The sequence below is a fragment of the Vibrio sp. OY15 genome (assembly GCF_000742455.1).
Taxonomy (GTDB): Bacteria; Pseudomonadota; Gammaproteobacteria; order Enterobacterales; family Vibrionaceae; genus Vibrio; species Vibrio alginolyticus.
On sequence record NZ_JPIL01000003.1, the window covers coordinates 177,431 to 195,420 of the forward strand.

Sequence of the window (17,990 nt, forward strand, 5' to 3'; positions counted from 1 at the left end):
GGCTAGCGACCTCCTAACGGGAGGCGGAGCAATACTAGCGAAAGCCAGTAACGCTGACAAGGGAAAATTAGTAAAAAATCAATGCCAATGCGTTAAGCGCTCAAAAAAAGGGCAAAAGATGCCCTTTTCATTCAAGACATGCTTTAACGCAATGATTAACAACTTGCTTTAACAGCCTCAGCGATTTTCAATGCTGAGTGTTGAACTAGTTCACCATCTTCGCCTTCCACCATAACGCGGATCAAAGGCTCAGTGCCAGACTTACGCAGCAGTACACGCCCTTTATCACCAAGTGTCGCCTCTACTTCAGCGACAGCGTTTAATACAGCTGTAGCTTCAAGAGGGTTACTTTCTCCTGAGAAACGGACATTTTCTAAAACCTGAGGATATAATGTCATTCCTTGCGATAGTTCATATAAAGACATATCGCTGCCAATTACAGAAGCAAGTACTTGAAGTGCAGCAACAATCGCATCGCCGGTTGTGACTTTATCTAATAAGATCACATGGCCTGAGTTTTCAGCACCAATTTTCCAACCTTTTTCTAGCAGTTGCTCCATGACATAACGGTCACCAACAGCAGCACGTACAAACGGAATGCCTAGCTGCTTTAAACCATTTTCCATACCCAAGTTAGTCATTAGTGTACCAACAACACCACCCTTTAGCTCACCACGACGAAGTGCATCACGAGCGATGATATAAGCAATTTGGTCACCATCAACTTTGTTACCTAGGTGGTCGACCATAATGATGCGGTCACCATCACCATCAAATGCGAGACCAAGATGCGCTTGCTCTTCAACAACACGCTGTTGAAGAGCTCGTACGTCTGTTGCGCCCACTTTTTCATTAATGTTGATGCCGTTAGGCTCTACGCCCATAGCGATAACTTCTGCCCCAAGTTCTTTGAAAACATTTGGAGCGATGTGGTACGTTGCACCGTGCGCACAGTCTACTACGATCTTAAAGTTCGCAAGGCTCAACTCAGATGGGAAAGTACTCTTACAGAATTCGATGTAACGACCAGCTGCATCATTTAGGCGGGTTGCTTTACCAAGCTCAGCAGACTCCACACATTCAATTTCTTTATCTAACTCAGCTTCGATCGCCAATTCGATATCGTCAGGTAGCTTAGTACCCTCAGAAGAAAAGAATTTAATGCCGTTGTCGTAATATGGGTTATGTGATGCAGAAATCACAATACCAGCCTCGGCACGGAAAGTCTGAGTTAAATATGCCACAGCTGGAGTTGGCATGGGACCAGTAAATGTTGCTTTAAGTCCCGCAGCTGCAAGGCCAGCCTCTAGTGCAGATTCAAGCATATAACCTGAAATACGTGTATCTTTACCTATGATAACTTTCTTTGTGCCTTGTTTCGCTAGTACACGACCAGCAGCCCAGCCAAGCTTAAGTACGAAGTCTGGAGTGATTGGGTATTGTCCTACTTTACCGCGCACACCGTCAGTACCAAAGTAACGTCTTTCATTCGACATAAACTTTCCTTTATTATTTTTAAATATTGTTTTTCGTCATCTCAACAACTTTCATCGCTTCGATTGTCTCTTCAAAGTCATGCACGCGAATGATCTGCGCGCCTTTCATCGCGGCAATCGTAGCACAAACGACACTTGCGTTCGTACACTCTGCCGCTGGCTTGTCTAACAGTTTGAAGATCATGGATTTACGAGACATGCCAGCCAAAATAGGCAGGCCGAATTCATGAAACTTTTCAAGATGAGCAAGCATATGATAATTGTGTTCGATTGTTTTGCCAAAGCCAAACCCAGGATCGAGAATCAGTTGAGATTTATCAATCCCTGCTGCTTCACACGCCGCGATACGTTCTTCTAGAAAAGCCGACACGTCCCCCATTAAATCATCATAATGAGGGTCAACTTGCATGGTCCTAGGCTGACCTTTCATATGCATCAGACAAATTGGAAGGTTTGCTTCTGCTGCGACTTCCAGAGCACCTGGCTCTTGCAGCGAGCGGATGTCATTGATCAAATCAGCCCCAGCATCAATTGCTTGACGCATCACTTCTGCTTTACTGGTGTCAACGGAAATCCATACATCATATTTTTCACGAATGGCTTTGATTACTGGGACAACACGCCTAAGCTCTTCTTCCAAAGACACATCCGGTGCACCAGGTCTTGTCGATTCACCACCAACATCAACAATACTTACACCAGCCTTTATCATTTTATCAACTTGAGCAAGAGCAAGTTCAATTGAGTTGTATTTACCGCCATCCGAAAAGGAATCCGGTGTCACATTTAGAATGGCCATGACATGTGGACGCGAAAGGTCCAAAGATTTGTTATTTGCTGTAATCATCATCATAAACACAAAAACCCCGAGATAACTCGGGGTTTAATATTATCGATACTCTTTATTCAGAGTCTTTCTTTTCAGGCGCTTCGTTAGAAGTTGTATCAGAAGAGCTAGGCTGTTCTGCATCTTTCGCAGTATCCGTTGCTTCTTCTTTAACTTCTTGCTTTGCTTGAGGCTTGTCGCTGTCTTCTGGTTTGCTTGCTGAGTTATCACTCCAGCCCGCAGGCTCACGAATTTCAGCTTTGCGCTCCATTAAGTCATCAATCTGGCGAGCATCAATGGTTTCATACTTCATCAGCGCATCTTTCATCGCATGCATGATATCCATGTTCTCTTGAAGAATCTTCTTCGCACGATCGTAGTTGCGGTCAATGATCTGACGAACTTCGTCATCAATCAACTTCGCTGTATCGTCAGACACATGTTTAGTCTGAGTTACACTACGTCCTAAGAACACTTCGCCTTCATCTTCTGCATACAGCAGAGGGCCAAGCTTTTCAGAGAAACCCCATTGAGTAACCATCTTACGAGCAATATCTGTTGCGCGCTCGATATCATTAGAAGCACCGGTTGATACTTTGTCAGCACCGTAGATAAGTTCTTCTGCTAAACGACCACCGTACAAGCTAGAAATCATTGATTCTAGGTGTTGGCGAGACATGCTCACGCGGTCCTGCTCTGGAAGGTACATTGTTACACCCAACGCACGACCACGTGGAATGATAGACACTTTGTACACTGGATCGTGTTCAGGAACCAAGCGACCAACAATCGCGTGACCAGCTTCGTGGTATGCGGTTGACTCTTTCACTTCCTCAGACATCACCATTGAACGGCGCTCAGCACCCATCATGATTTTGTCTTTCGCCAGTTCAAACTCAACCATAGAAACGTTGCGCTTGTTACCGCGCGCAGCAAACAAGGCTGCTTCGTTAACTAAGTTTGCTAGGTCAGCACCAGAGAAGCCTGGAGTACCACGTGCGATGAGAGAAGGCTCTACATCACCCGCTAGAGGGACCTTACGCATGTGAACTTTTAGGATCTGTTCACGGCCACGTACATCTGGAAGACCAACTACCACTTGACGGTCAAAACGACCAGGACGCAGTAACGCAGGGTCCAGCACATCCGGACGGTTAGTCGCAGCGATAACGATAATACCTTCGTTACCTTCGAAACCATCCATCTCAACGAGCATTTGGTTTAGTGTTTGTTCACGTTCATCATGACCACCACCAACACCTGCGCCACGTTGACGACCTACCGCATCGATCTCATCGATAAAGATGATACAAGGTGCGGCTTTCTTTGCTTGTTCAAACATGTCACGCACACGAGATGCACCAACACCAACGAACATTTCTACGAAATCAGAACCAGAGATAGTAAAGAATGGTACTTTCGCCTCACCGGCAATGGCTTTCGCTAGAAGCGTTTTACCCGTACCAGGAGGACCAACCATTAGAACACCCGTTGGAATCTTACCGCCCAGCTTTTGGAAGCGGCTTGGATCGCGTAGGTAGTCCACCAGCTCTTTCACGTCTTCTTTTGCTTCGTCACAACCTGCAACGTCAGCAAAAGTTGTCTTGATTTGTTCTTCGCTCATCATTCGAGCTTTGCTCTTACCAAAAGACATGGCGCCTTTACCACCGCCGCCTTGCATTTGACGCATGAAGAAAATCCATACACCAATTAGTAAGATCATTGGGAACCAAGAGATGAAGATAGTACCAAGCAAGCTTTGCTCTTCTGGAGGCGTGCCTTGTACTTTCACGTTTTGGTTAATTAGGTCATCTAGAAGCTTTTGGTCATACACTGGCATGTAAGTGACCATTTTGGCACCGCCGCCACGACGAACAAAGCTAATTTCACCGTCTTTAAAAGTTGCTTCTTGAATCTGGCCTTGGCCAACTTCCTGTACAAACGTGGTGTAATCCACGGTTCTGCCATTGCTTTCTCCAGGGCCAAAGCTCTGGAATACCGACATCAATACGACGGCGATAACAAGCCACAGAATTAAATTTTTTGCCATGTCACTCAAGGTGTAAGCCTCTCGATAACTAATTGTAATTAAAGGTAGGGTACTACAGTTCATTAACTGTAGCTATAGTGTTAACACGCTCTCAAGAGAGCAAAATGGTTAACCTTTGTAACCAGTGGCTACGACGAAGACCTCTCGAGAGCGGGCTCGCGATGAGTCTGGTTTTCTAATTTTTACGGCTTTAAACATGTCTCGGACTTCTTTCACATACTGATCGAAGCCTTCCCCTTGGAAAACCTTTACGACAAAGCTACCATTAGGCGCTAGAACTTGTCGACACATATCTAAAGCTAATTCAACTAAATACATAGCGCGAGGTTGATCAACAGAATTGTTTCCCGCGATGTTAGGCGCCATATCAGACATTACTACGTCTACCATGGAAGGTTGGATCCTTTCTAGCAAAGCTTCCAATACTGCATCATCACGAAAGTCGCCTTGTAAAAAGCTAACGCCAGCAATCGGGTCCATAGGAAGCAAGTCACACGCGATGATCTGACCACTGTCCCCTACTATCTTAGCAGCATATTGAGACCATCCGCCCGGCGCAGCCCCCAAGTCGACGACTGTCATTCCAGGCTTTAACAATTTATCTTTCGTTTGAATCTCATCGATCTTGAAATAAGCACGTGAGCGGTAGCCTTTTTTTCGGGCTTCATTCGCGTATTTATCATCAAAGTGTTCTTTCAACCAACGACCAGAACTAGCCGAATGTTTTTGTTTACTCATTTTAATCCCAACAAGGCACAAATTGGAGCTATTGTTTTAATAGGCGCTACCTATTACTCAATAAATTATAGTCTTCAGCAATAGATGGCGTTAAAATAGCTTTTTTCAACCCTTATTTAAAGAAAATTGGCCGCGTAATGAACCTAAGCACCAAACAAAAGCAGCACCTTAAAGGCCTAGCTCACAGTTTAAAACCTGTTGTGCTAATGGGCGCAAATGGACTTACAGAAGCCGTGCTAGCAGAAATTGAAATCGCTCTTAACCATCACGAACTTATCAAAGTAAAAGTTGCTTCGGAAGATCGTGAAACAAAACAGCTAATCATCGACGCTATCGTACGTGAGACGGGCGCTGAAAAAGTTCAGACTATTGGTAAAGTGCTTGTGCTATACCGCCAGTCTGAAGAGCGTAAAATCGAAATCCCTCGTAAGTAACCCTACTTACGTTGCTGAAGAAAAAAGGTCGCCTGAGGCGACCTTTTTGCGTTTTATCAGAGTAGTAATGCTACTCCAAACGACTTAGATATATTCTACTCGGTCAATTTCGAAGTCTTTCGCGCCACCCGGAGTTTGAATAGCAACTTCATCGCCTTCCATCTTACCAATCAGGCCACGAGCAATAGGTGAGCTCACTGAAATGCGACCTGCTTTGATATCGGCTTCGTCATCACCAACGATTTGGTACGTTTTTTCTTCTTCGGTGTCGATATCAATCAAGGTTACGGTTGAACCAAAAATAACTTTACCCGTGTTCTCCATCTTCGTTACATCAATAACTTGAGCAACTGACAGTTTGTATTCAATGTCACGGATTTGTGCTTCACAAATGCCCTGCTCTTCACGAGCGGCGTGATATTCAGCATTCTCTTTTAAATCACCTAGCTCACGAGCTTCAGCAATTGCCTCTGAGATCTGAGGACGTAGTTTAAGTAGACGATCGAGTTCTGCACGTAGCTTTTGCTCGCCACGTAGTGTCATTGGAACTTTTTCCATTTTATAACCTCAAGCCCAAATGGGTCTTTGGACAAAAAAAGCCCACCCTGTCATAGGACTGGGTAGTGCGCTTAAAGATGTATTTCGTTTAGTGTAAACAAACTCCCGGACGAAATCATCTTAATTCGAAAGACAGCAAGACTATGCCTTTTCGGCATAATGATATAACTCACTTTTAGAGCGGCTCTAGGGCGAATCACCTTCTCAATTTATTGAAAAACAACACTGTTCATTACACCAAAAACCTCAAAAAAGATAAAAACTAATCAATGTCAGGCCAATGTCATTGCCAATAATTTCAATCAAAAACAGTAATTTAAATAAAAACAACGCACAATTGAACAGTGTTCATCATTGGGATTTATATCATTTTACTAACTCATACGGAAACTTTAGCAGTAAAACATGTCCAGCGAGTTGTTAGATCAATGGCTTACAAGTGCGAACTATATCGCTCAATTAGCCAATTTTGGACCAACAACTTGTGAGAGATCACCTCTCCCCCATACAACAATGATTATGGACAGCTAACTAGGACAAATAAGATGAAAAAGACTCTAATTGCTCTTTCTGTATCTGCAGCAGCTATGGCAACTGGCGTAAACGCAGCTGAACTTTACAACCAAGACGGTACTTCTCTAGAAATGGGCGGCCGTGCTGAAGCACGTCTATCTATGAAAGATGGCGACGCTCAAGACAAATCTCGCATCCGTCTAAACTTCCTTGGTAAACAAGAAATCAATGACAACCTATACGGTGTTGGTTTCTGGGAAGGTGAATTTGAGACTGCTCAAAACGGTACTGTAGACGGCGACGACAAGAGCGATCTAGAAACTCGTCTTGCTTACGCTGGTCTTGGCGGTGCTTACGGTGAGTTCGCATACGGTAAAACTGAAGGTGCACTAGGCGTTATCACTGACTTCACAGATATCATGGCTTACCACGGTAACTCTGCAGCAGACAAACTAGCTGTATCAGACCGTACAGACAACATGATGGCTTACAAAGGCCAGTTTGAAAACCTAAGCGTAAAAGCAAGCTACCGCTTCGCTGATCGTATGGAAAACAAAAACACTGGTGAGTACTACGACAACAAACAAGACGGTTACTCTCTATCTGCAATCTACGCTCTAGCTGACACTGGTCTTGAGCTAGGTGCTGGTTACGCAGATCAAGACAAAGCTAACGAGTACATGCTAGCTGCATCTTACACAATGTCTGATCTTTACTTCGCTGGTGTATTCACTGACGGCGAGAAAATGGAAGATTCAAACAACAGTAACACAGTTGATTACACTGGTTACGAGCTAGCGGGTGCTTACACTCTAGGCCAAACAGTATTTACAACATCATACAACAATGCAGAAACTAACAACGAAACTTCTGCAAACAACTTCGCTGTTGATGCTTCTTACTACTTCAAGCCTAACTTCCGTGGTTACATTTCTTACAACTTCAACCTGATTGATGCAGGTGACAAGTTTGGTTCAACTGACACTAGCAAAACAGTTGCAACTAAGATCGATGCTGAAGACGAGCTAGCTCTAGGTCTACGTTACGACTTCTAATTCCGGTCTTTGACTAGAATATCGAATGCCCGCTTTAAGCGGGCATTTTTTATACTTCATTTTAAGCAGCGCGCCTTTCTCTCGTGTCTCATTCATGAAGACATTTGAAGCATTTCTTTAGTTACCTAGCATATTGAAAGGACTTGCGTATACTCAATCACATAACTCACCTTAGAAAGTACCATTATGCGTTTACGTTGGCCCTTGCTCATATTCTCTTCATTACTTTCTGCTTTTTCACAAGCGTACCCTCATCAAGAGGTGTTGCCTGAAGGCGCCCGCATCAGTTTAGTTGCGGAAAAACTCAGTGAAAATGCTGAGCTTGACGGTGTTCATCCTACCGAACAACTGTTCCCACCAGCGAGTACATTAAAAATCGTCACCGCATTAGCCGCAAAGCTAGAACTGGGTGATAATTTCCGGTTTCGAACCAAGCTGGAAACGTCGAACTCAGATGCAGTGATTTACTTTGTCGGCGACCCAACACTCCAAACCAACGACTTAAAATCACTTCTCACTCTAGCTAAGAAAAATGGCTTAAAACGGATTAACGGTGACCTATGGCTCGATAACAGCGCATTCACTGGTTATAACCGTGCGGTGGGCTGGCCGTGGGATATCTTGGGAGTTTGCTACAGCGCTCCGGCATCGACCATCACACTCAATAACAACTGTGTACAAGCCTCTATCTATACACAAAAAGATGGTGGAACGCGGGTCTACGTACCAGAGCATCAACCTATTCGTGTCACAAGTACCGTAGAAACAGTTTCTAAAACCATTAAGAAAAGTCGTCATTGTGACTTAGGTTTAGTTGCAAATCCCGATAACAACTACAAGCTAACAGGGTGCTTGGTTGAAAGAGACAAACCATTGCCACTGAAATTTGCGGTTCAAGACCCTGAGCGTTACACCAGTCAAAGGTTGGCGACTTTGCTCAAGGAGCTCAACATTGGGGTATCAGGAAAGATTAGGGTCGGTACGGCGCCAGAAAAGCAGCGAAAGCTCATCGCAATGCATCAATCAAAGGCCTTACCAGACATTCTTGAAGATATGCTCAAAAACTCTGACAACTTGATTGCCGACACATTAACCAAAACACTTGGCGCTAAATTTTTCGTTCAGCCAGGCAGTTTTACTAACGGGACAGAAGCGATCAAGCAGATCATTTTCGCCAACACTGGTATTGATATTCGTAATGCGCGCCTAGAAGACGGCTCAGGACTTTCGCGAAATAACCGGATCTCCGCGACCAAGATGGCTGAAATGCTGCGCTATATTTGGAAGCATGAAAACGAACTCAAATTGATTGCCATCATGCCGAAATCAGGTGAATCCGGCACATTAAAGTACCGACAAAGTATGCGAAAACTTCCAATTAAAGGACAGCTGATAGCGAAAAGTGGCTCTATCTACGGGACTTACAATATGGCTGGATATGGCTTGGATAAAAATGGTCAACCTAACACCATTTTTGTTCAGTTTGTTTCAGACTACTTCCCAGAAAAACGGGACGACAACACTCCTGTCATCGCCCCGATTACACATTTTGAGCAGCTTTTTTACAATGACATTGTGAACTTTAGTCAGGCAATACCTAAGAAATAGTTCACCACGTTAAAGTAAATCCACATTCCTGAAATATCGACGATAGACGCAAGAACTGGACTCACCAATACGGCAGGGTCCAACTTGCAAGCTCGTGCAATAATTGGCAACAGCCCGCCCAATGTTGTAGAAATGGTGACTTGAATGAACAGCGCAACTGCTATTGCCAGAGCGATATCGGTCAGTTCAAAGCCTCCTGTTGATTGTCCTGCACTAAATAACATAATGCGTCCAATCATCACGATAGCGATTGCTAGCGCAATAAATAGAGCGACTCGGCTCTCTTTCCACAAAACTTCTAACCATTGGCGTTTTTTTAACTCTCCAGTAGCAAGAGCACGAATCACCAAAGTTGCTGCTTGTGTTCCTGTGTTACCACCAGCAGCTGCAATCACTGGCATGTACACTGCAAGTAAAACAAGCTGACTAAGGGTGTCCTCATACTGAGCGATGATCAAGCCTGACACTATCCCTAAAAGAGCCAGCGCAATGATCCATCCAATACGCTGTTTTACATGCCCTAAAACACTAGTTGATAAATAACCATCGGGTGTATCAACTTCAGACATATGCAGACCCAGTTGGTGAGCATAATGACGTGCGCGTTTGTCATGACCTGCTTGCTCAAGTTGAGCAATAAGACTATTCACATAGCCGACAGAGCAATGCTGTAAAATACCTACAGCCTCATCAATCGGCATAACCGTAAGCAAATGGACTTGTTGCTCTTGCTCATACTGCAAGAATGCATTGCGAGCTGCACCAATTTCTACTTCAGAAAAGTTTGGTGTTGTTTCAATAAAAGTGTTGTTCATTACCGTCATGGCGAATCTCCCGATTGGCATTGGTAACGACCATCGACAAAGCATGAAAAAGCCACTCTCGCACGCTAAAAGTCAGACAACAAATAAGATGCACAGAGAAAACCAATGCGAATGCACTGTCTATTCAGAATGTATGAAGGAAATAACGAGAAAAAATTAGAAAAGATGCCTCACCACTTAGGTAAGGCGGAGATCGCCAATACCGAAGCGGGTTATTTCGCTCCCTTAATCTTACTCACCCAACGACTGGGAGGATGGTCGGTATTGTTCATGTAAATCTCCGATAGCGCTGCCATTATTGGCAGCGCAAGTATAGTAGCAAAGTTCATCAGGTATGGAAGTTTTACTTTGCCGTTTTTGCTAAATTTTCATACAAAAAAAGCGCCCTTCGGACGCTTTCATTTGCAGTCATTATGGATTACTGAATAGTAATACGAGCAAATTTACGTTTACCTACTTGGAACACGTAAGTACCCGCTTCTGGAGCAAATTTGCTGTCCGCAATTTTTTCACCATCAATCTTCACAGCGCCCTGCTTAACCATGCGCATCGCATCTGACGATGATGGACATAAACCTGCTTCTTTCAACAGATTACTCACTGGGCGACCTGCGTCAAAGTCAAACTCTGGCATTTCATCAGGAATTTGGTTCTTCGCAAAACGGTTTACGAATTCTTGCTCTGCTGCATCGGCATCGGCTTCACTGTGGAAACGAGCAATAATTTCTTTTGCTAGCAATACTTTGATGTCACGAGGGTTTTTGCCCGCTTCTACATCAGCTTTGAATTGAGCAATCTCTTCCAGAGGACGGAAAGAGAGCAGCTCGTAGTAGCTCCACATTAGGTCATCAGAAATAGACATGATTTTACCAAACATTTCGCTTGGCGCTTCGCTGATACCGATGTAGTTGTTTGCTGACTTAGACATCTTCTTCTCGCCATCAAGGCCCACTAGAAGCGGCATCATCAGTACAACCTGAGGTTTTTGACCGTGAGACTTTTGCAGTTCACGACCCATTAGAAGGTTGAACTTCTGGTCTGTACCACCTAATTCAACATCCGTTTCCATTGCTACTGAGTCCCAGCCTTGTAGAAGTGGGTACATGAACTCATGAATAGCAATTGGCTGACCACCCGCGTAACGCTTTTTAAAGTCGTCACGCTCTAGCATACGAGCAACGGTTTGGTTTGCCGCAAGGCGAATCATACCTTCTGCGCCCAGTTCAGACAGCCACTCAGAGTTAAACTGAATTTTAGTCTTTGCAGGATCGAGAATTTTGAACACTTGCTCTTTGTACGTTTCAGCGTTACGCAATACGTCTTCGCGACTTAGCGGTGGACGAGTTGTGTTTTTACCTGTTGGGTCACCAACCATTGCAGTGAAGTCACCGATTAGGAACGTCACTTCATGACCTAGTTCTTGGAACAAGCGAAGCTTATTGAAAATAACCGTATGGCCTAGGTGAATGTCAGGTGCTGTTGGATCAGCGCCCAATTTAATACGTAGAGGACGGTCTTCTTTTAGTTTTGCGATTAACTCTTCTTCTGGAATCAGCTCTTCAACACCGCGCTTAATCTCGGCTAGTGCAGCTTCAATGCTCGCCATTCTTGTTCACTCCCACAGATTTGGCAAAAATATAATAGCTGAACATATTACTTGAATAGCGATGCATTTTGAAACACGTTAGACTAGGTAGTTGTCACTTTTTCCGTTTAATTTAGCAATCAAGTACCTCATGCATTCGATTTTTGTCCGACTTCCACTCTTGCACAAAGTATTGATCGGTTTTTTTAGTGCGTTGATTATCTTCGCGCTCTTCTTTTTACCTGATCCGCAAGACCTAGACCCGCAGCAGAGCCGATTAAAAGTTGGTCAACATTATCCTGTGCCAGTTTCCCTCGAACTCAGTGCACTAAATAGTTCATCGCCTGCGGTTCCCGCCGTGCTGCGCTGGGAGACATACAAGGTAAAAAATGGCGAGAGTGCTGCCATCTTATTTAGTCGCGTAGGGCTTTCTGCTCGTCTATTACATGAACTGGTGTCATCAGACAAAGAAGTAGAAAAACAGTTAACTCGGCTTCGACCTGGTGACCGATTGCAATTTGGCTTTGACGAAAATAACGACTTGGTGCAGCTAAGAAGGACACTAAGCGCGTTCGAGACTTTTCGTATCACATTAAAAGACGGCAAGTACGTTTCTGAAGTTGATAAGAAAGAAGTCGACTTCCAGTACAACTACGCAGAAGCCACCATCAAATCAAACTTTTGGAATGCAGGAATATCTTCTGGATTAAATGGTAACCAAATCATGGAACTGGCTGGCATATTTGGTTGGGACATCGACTTTGCTTTAGATATTCGTAAAAACGATAGCTTCCGAGTACTTTACCAAGAGGAAGTGGTAGAAGGAGAAGTAATCGGCCGTGGAAAAATCATTGCTGCGATCTTTAAAAACCAAGGCGATACCTTTACCGCAATATTGGATCAGAAAAGTGGCAAGTATTACGACGAAAATGGGCGTGCAATGAAAAAAGCATTCTTACGCGCGCCGTTGGATTTCCGTCGAGTTTCGTCTAACTTCAACCCACGCCGCTTACATCCAGTGACGGGACGCGTTCGTCCTCATAGAGGCACGGACTATGCAGCACCAGTGGGCACCCCGATTTGGGCGGCTGGTGATGGTGTCGTTCAAAAATCGTCTTACAACAAATTTAATGGTAACTACGTTTTCATTAAACATAGTAATACTTACATTACCAAGTACCTGCACTTAACCAAACGTACTGTACGAGCTGGTCAACGCGTTAAGCAAGGCCAAACCATTGGTACGCTTGGCGGAACTGGCCGTGTAACAGGCCCCCACTTGCACTATGAGTTCCTTGTGAATGGTGTCCATAAAAACCCACGCACGGTGAATTTGCCACAATCTAAATCCCTGACAGGCAAAGCGAGACAAACTTTCATGGCAAACGCGAAAGTTAGCATGGACAAGCTTGAACGCTACAGCAAACTGTTAGCAATGAAGTAAGGCAAGGTATTGAAAAGGGCAGCTTCGCTGCCCTTTTTGTTTTGTCGATATCATCACGATAAAGCTTACTGTTCAGAGTGATGCTCTCTCCCGAGCATAAGCAAACACGGTGTCAGAACTAACGTTAGCAAAGTCGCAAATGCCAAACCACCCGCGACAGCGGTCGCAAGCTGAGACCACCATTGAGTGCTTGGTGCGCCAAACTCCACTTTCTGATTAACTAAGTCGATGTTCATTTCTAACACCATTGGCAATAAGCCTAATATGGTGGTCACCGTCGTGAGTAAAACGGGTCTTAAACGCTGCACACCCGTACGCAAAATAGCCTCAGATTTTTCTAAGCCACGTTTACGCATCTGATTATAAGTATCGATTAAAACAATATTGTTGTTTACCACGATACCAGCCAACGCAATCACTCCAATTCCCGACATAATGATGCCAAATGGCTTTTGGAAAATAAGTAACCCAGCGAAGACACCAACGGTAGAAAACAGCACTGCACTAAGGATTAAGAAAGCTTGATAAAAGCTATTAAACTGCGTAATTAAAATCAAAGCCATCACACCAAGCGCGACAATAAAAGCATTTTGCAAGAATGCTGATGAGTTTTCCTGCTCTTCATTTTGACCCCGAATCTTATATTCAATGCCTTCTGGTAAGTCGAGCTGTTCCATTCCAGCGGCAATCTTAGGTAACTCAAGCGCCAAATTGTAACCTTCCACCATATCCGCTTTAATATTGATAACTCGATGACCGTCGACCCGACGAATAGTGTCTTGCTTATGATCTGGTTTGATTTGAGCAAAATTCGTAATCGGAACCAGACCAGCTGCCGTTTTCACTCTCAGTTGATCAAATCGACCTATGTCGCGCTTATCTTGCGGATAGCGCACCAAAATATCGACTTCTTCATCCGCATCATCGGGCAAATAATCGCCTATTTTCAAGCCGTTCGTAACAAACTGGACGGTATTCCCGACTAAAGTAGCATCCGCTGCAAAGCGAGAGGCGTCATCTCGCTGGATATCAATTTGCCAATCAATCCCTTCCTTATTAGTGGTATCACTCAAGTTGGTCAGTGCAGGATTACCATCAGCCCAATGTCGTACTTTTTTGGCTGCTTCATCTAACGCACTAACACTCAAATTTCGTGATGACACTTCAATCACGAGATCATGCTCGACAGGCGGTCCTGCGTCCGGGAATTTATACTCAAGTTCAACACCATAAAAGCGGTCTGTCGTCTCTTTTAGTTCCTCAATAATGGTTTTCACTTTGCGTCGATACTGCCAATCCACAGGCGTTATTTGAATCTGGCCAATCTCGTCCCCATTATCGCTCGATCCTGTGCGCGTGTAGACACTTTCAAACTCGTCATGACCGAGCATCACCTTCTCGATTTCGCGCATAACAACATCTTTTTCGTGAATAGACAGGTCACCATAAGAACGAACTTTAACGGTAAAAAAGGCAGGGTCCACCTCAGGGAAAAACTCTGCACCCAAGCCAGCTTTGTTGTAAGTGAAGCCGACACCTGCCGCTAGCAGTATCGCGCTGAGTAAGACTTTCCATGGATGACGAATCGCTACCGACAGAGTCTGGTAATAAAGCTTGGTAATGCCTGTCGCTTTTTCAAAGTTGCCGTTATGCAGCTCCACCATTTCTCGCTGAGCTTTCTGATTGACTACTTGAGGCTTGCCAATGATCCCACCGATGACAGGAACGAACAATAAAGCCATCATCAGCGAAGCGGCCAAGGTAGCAATTAAAGTAAGTGGTAAGTACTTCATGAACTCACCAGTGATGTCTGGCCAGAAAAGTAACGGAGCAAACGCAGCCAATGTGGTTGCTGTGGATGCGGTAATAGGCCAGGCCATTCGCTTTGCTGCATCTCGATAGGCTTCTTTACGTGGCGTTCCTTCTTGCATGCGCCGATCTGCAAACTCTGTCACCACAATGGCACCATCCACCAACATGCCTACCGCCATAATTAAAGCAAACAGTACGACGATATTGACCGTCAGCCCAAATACCGATAACACCAACAACCCAGTCAAGAACGATCCTGGAATAGAAATCCCCACGAGAAGCGCGGTCCTAACCCCCAATATGGCAATAATGACGATAACTACGAGGATAATTGCGGATAAGATATTGTTTTGTAGATCACTGAGCATCAATTTGACATCGTCGGATTGATCCCAAGTATATTTAACTTGCAAATTGTCGGGCCACTCGGCGCGCTTCTGTCCCAGAGCCAGTACTTCTTTTACCAGCTCAACCGTTTCAATGATGTTTTCCCCTGCCCGTTTTTTTACGTCCAAAACGATGGCAGATTCGCCATCTAAACGAGCAAAACTTTCAGGATCGCGAAATGCACGTCGTACTGTCGCCACATCGCCAAAAGTGATCACCTCTTTGCCATTCACCTTGATCGGTAGTTCAAGCACATCTTTCAGTGAATCAAAAACCGATGGGACTTTTACCGAAAAGCGTCCATACCCAGTATCGACAAACCCCGCAGCCACAACTCGGTTATTCAAGGCAATTAAATTATAGATGTCCGCTTGATCGAGACCGTAGCTTTCCATCAATAGCGGATCGACAACTATCTCCACGATGTCTTCGCGATCTCCTGCGATTTCAACCTCAAGAACCTGACGGAAACTTTCCAAACGATCACGTAACGTTCTGGCAATCTGAACAATGGTTCGCTCTGGTACGGTGCCATAGAGCACAACGGTCAAAACAGGCTCTTCAGATGCAAACGTGACTTCGTTTACCGTCGGCTCATCACTGTCCTCTGGTAACTTTGGCTTCGCAAGATCAACTGCATCACGCACATCTGCCATCGCTTTATCAAGATCCACTCCGACACTAAATTCCAGCGTCACCGAAGCATGACCTTCTGATGCCACAGAGGTCATCTCTTTTACGCCTTCAATTGAACGCAGCTCTTGCTCTATTGGACGAACCAATAAACGCTCGGCATCGACAGGAGAAATGCCTTGATGCCCAACAGAAACGTAGATAATAGGAATGGTAATATCAGGGCTCGATTCCTTGGGGATTGTGACGTAAGTAATGACACCTGCAATTAATATCATCACCAACAATGTCAGCATAGTGCGAGCACGAGATAACGCAGCATCAATCAGAGTGTACATAGGTGCTCCTTACTGCTCATTAGCCGCTTCAATAACTACGTCATCAACTTTATTGGCCAGTACTTGATCACCATCTCGCACAAAACCTTGTCCCAGCACGATAATGTCTACACGCTCTCCTAACCCAGAGAGCCACACACCATCATCCTCGGCCTTAACGAGTTGAATTGGAACAAACTCAACATGCTCATTACGCAGTGTCTTGACACCTAAGTTACCTTCTTCATCTAGTGCTAACATGGCAGCCGTAATCTTTACTGCCAACACTTCACTCAACGGCAGCTGTACTTCTGCGCTCATACCGGCAGGAATTCTTGCGTCTTGATTATCAATTTCGATTTCAATTGGAAATGTATTAGTAGAAGCAGAAGAAACACGTCCAATGTAGCGCACACGACCTTGATGATGCTGTTGGTTAATGGTTCTTACGTCGGCTTCTAGGCCTTCCTTAAGGTATTGTATATGCCGTTCACTGACATCGGCTTCAATCACTAAAGTATCCAAATCAATGACCGTCGCAATAGGGTCGCCAATCCCGACAAAATCACCTAACTCAACAAAGTGGTGATCTACGATGCCATCAAATGGCGCTTTAACTTCAGTATTTCTTAAAGCCGTTTGCACGTTACTCAAATTCGCACGTGCATCTACCAACGCTGCTTGCGCTGTCGCAAATGCAACCTCACCTTGCAGTCCTCGACTTTTTAGCGATTTAGCTGCATTAAACTCTTTTTCTTTAACCAACAGCATCGCCTGGGCTCGTTTAAGTTGAATGCCAAGGTCGCGCTTATCGATGTTTGCGATCACTTGTCCCTGTTTGACCGCTTGGCCTTTCTTTATGTTAAGACTGACTATTTTACCGGCAACTTCAGCGCCAAGACGCGCTTGACGATTGGGCGCTGTTCGTCCATACAATTCAATGGTTTTACTAGTAGGTTCGGCAAGAAAAGTATCAAACATCACCTTTGCAAGTGGTGTCGTGTTCGTGGATGTTGAAGAGTTAGGATGATCATCTTGTGCTTTGAGTTGGCCGATGGTTAGCCATGCAACAAGAAGTAAGACGAGGATAAGAGATACTAGCCAAGGGCGCTCGACAATTCGGCGTCCAAAAGAAAGTCCAGACATATAAAGTCCTTTTTATTATTTCTCTGCATATCTGCGAGCGTGCGCTTTACGTGACATCCTTCTACATAAAGCACAGGCAGCCATTAGCTGCCTGTTAGGTGTTAATTACACACTGAACGATGCACCACAACCACATGTTGTCGTTGCATTTGGATTATTTACGAAGAAGCGCGCTCCTTCCAACCCTTCTGTGTAGTCAACAATACCGCCAACGAGATATTGCAGACTCATAGGGTCTACAACCAGTGTTACACCACTGTTTACGATTGTCGTATCGCCTTCGTTTACATTTTCATCAAAAGTAAAGCCGTATTGGAAGCCGCTGCAGCCGCCGCCAGTAATGTATACGCGCAGTTTCAATGCTGGGTTTTCTTCTTCAGCAATCAATGCTTTAACGCGAGATGCTGCTGCGTCAGAAAAAGATAATGGTACGTTTACTTCGCTCACGAAGACCTCTCTCACTCGTGTAATGCGTCAAGCCTGAAGCAAGACGTCAAATTTGTGCTAATTGAGACGATTATCCAATACCTGACAAACTCGTTCAAGTATTCGCCGCCGATTCTT

At 44.6% G+C, this 17,990-nt stretch carries 14 protein-coding genes; 4 read left to right on the plus strand and 10 right to left on the minus strand.

Annotation, left to right across the window (positions count from 1 at the left end; genetic code table 11):
- Nucleotides 1-155 precede the first annotated feature (155 nt).
- The 4 genes from glmM to rlmE form a co-directional block, all read right to left on the minus strand.
- Nucleotides 156-1,496 (minus strand): phosphoglucosamine mutase, encoded by a 1,341-nt coding sequence (glmM, locus tag IJ23_RS04795; protein WP_005388992.1) that lies wholly within the window; start codon nt 1,494-1,496, stop codon nt 156-158.
- A 19-nt stretch (nt 1,497-1,515) separates the two neighbouring features.
- Nucleotides 1,516-2,346: a dihydropteroate synthase gene (gene folP, locus IJ23_RS04800; RefSeq protein WP_017820419.1), complete on the minus strand. Its 831-nt coding sequence runs from the start codon at nt 2,344-2,346 to the stop codon at nt 1,516-1,518.
- A gap of 52 nt (nt 2,347-2,398) precedes the next feature.
- A complete protein-coding gene (gene ftsH, locus IJ23_RS04805) occupies nt 2,399-4,372 on the minus strand; it encodes an ATP-dependent zinc metalloprotease FtsH (RefSeq protein ID WP_021034025.1) in 1,974 nt (657 codons plus the stop codon).
- Nucleotides 4,373-4,480: 108 nt separating this feature from the next.
- On the minus strand, nt 4,481-5,110 hold the full coding sequence (gene rlmE / locus IJ23_RS04810) for a 23S rRNA (uridine(2552)-2'-O)-methyltransferase RlmE (RefSeq protein ID WP_005388985.1): 630 nt from the start codon (nt 5,108-5,110) through the stop codon (nt 4,481-4,483).
- A 137-nt stretch (nt 5,111-5,247) separates the two neighbouring features.
- On the opposite strand from rlmE, the gene yhbY reads away from it, so the two are divergent.
- On the plus strand, nt 5,248-5,544 hold the full coding sequence (gene yhbY, locus IJ23_RS04815) for a ribosome assembly RNA-binding protein YhbY (RefSeq protein ID WP_005380066.1): 297 nt from the start codon (nt 5,248-5,250) through the stop codon (nt 5,542-5,544).
- A gap of 84 nt (nt 5,545-5,628) precedes the next feature.
- On the opposite strand, the gene greA is transcribed toward yhbY, so the two are convergent.
- Nucleotides 5,629-6,102, minus strand: coding sequence for a transcription elongation factor GreA (greA, locus tag IJ23_RS04820; RefSeq protein WP_005380065.1), 474 nt, complete (start codon nt 6,100-6,102; stop codon nt 5,629-5,631).
- A gap of 545 nt (nt 6,103-6,647) precedes the next feature.
- Here greA and IJ23_RS04825 point away from each other — a divergent pair.
- Nucleotides 6,648-7,670, plus strand: a complete 1,023-nt coding sequence (locus IJ23_RS04825) for a porin (protein ID WP_005380064.1) — start codon at nt 6,648-6,650, stop codon at nt 7,668-7,670.
- 186 nt (nt 7,671-7,856) lie between these two features.
- Nucleotides 7,857-9,278: a serine-type D-Ala-D-Ala carboxypeptidase gene (gene dacB, locus IJ23_RS04830; RefSeq protein ID WP_017820417.1), complete on the plus strand. Its 1,422-nt coding sequence runs from the start codon at nt 7,857-7,859 to the stop codon at nt 9,276-9,278.
- On the opposite strand, the gene IJ23_RS04835 is transcribed toward dacB, so the two are convergent.
- Both IJ23_RS04835 and tyrS read right to left on the minus strand, forming a co-directional pair.
- On the minus strand, nt 9,257-10,102 hold the full coding sequence (locus IJ23_RS04835; RefSeq protein ID WP_005380062.1) for a magnesium transporter: 846 nt from the start codon (nt 10,100-10,102) through the stop codon (nt 9,257-9,259). The genes dacB and IJ23_RS04835 overlap by 22 nt on opposite strands.
- Before the next feature lie 418 nt (nt 10,103-10,520).
- Entirely contained in the window at nt 10,521-11,708 is a 1,188-nt protein-coding gene (gene tyrS / locus IJ23_RS04840; RefSeq protein WP_017820416.1) for a tyrosine--tRNA ligase, read from the minus strand.
- Nucleotides 11,709-11,838: 130 nt separating this feature from the next.
- On the opposite strand from tyrS, the gene IJ23_RS04845 reads away from it, so the two are divergent.
- Nucleotides 11,839-13,131 (plus strand): peptidoglycan DD-metalloendopeptidase family protein, encoded by a 1,293-nt coding sequence (locus tag IJ23_RS04845; RefSeq protein ID WP_033905576.1) that lies wholly within the window; start codon nt 11,839-11,841, stop codon nt 13,129-13,131.
- A gap of 65 nt (nt 13,132-13,196) precedes the next feature.
- On the opposite strand, the gene vmeK is transcribed toward IJ23_RS04845, so the two are convergent.
- From vmeK to erpA, 3 genes are all read right to left on the minus strand, one after another.
- Nucleotides 13,197-16,301: a multidrug efflux RND transporter permease subunit VmeK gene (vmeK, locus tag IJ23_RS04850; RefSeq protein WP_017820415.1), complete on the minus strand. Its 3,105-nt coding sequence runs from the start codon at nt 16,299-16,301 to the stop codon at nt 13,197-13,199.
- Between the two features lie 9 nt (nt 16,302-16,310).
- Nucleotides 16,311-17,426 (minus strand): efflux RND transporter periplasmic adaptor subunit, encoded by a 1,116-nt coding sequence (locus tag IJ23_RS04855; protein WP_005380030.1) that lies wholly within the window; start codon nt 17,424-17,426, stop codon nt 16,311-16,313.
- Nucleotides 17,427-17,531: 105 nt separating this feature from the next.
- Nucleotides 17,532-17,873, minus strand: coding sequence for an iron-sulfur cluster insertion protein ErpA (gene erpA, locus IJ23_RS04860; RefSeq protein ID WP_005380031.1), 342 nt, complete (start codon nt 17,871-17,873; stop codon nt 17,532-17,534).
- Nucleotides 17,874-17,990 lie beyond the last annotated feature (117 nt).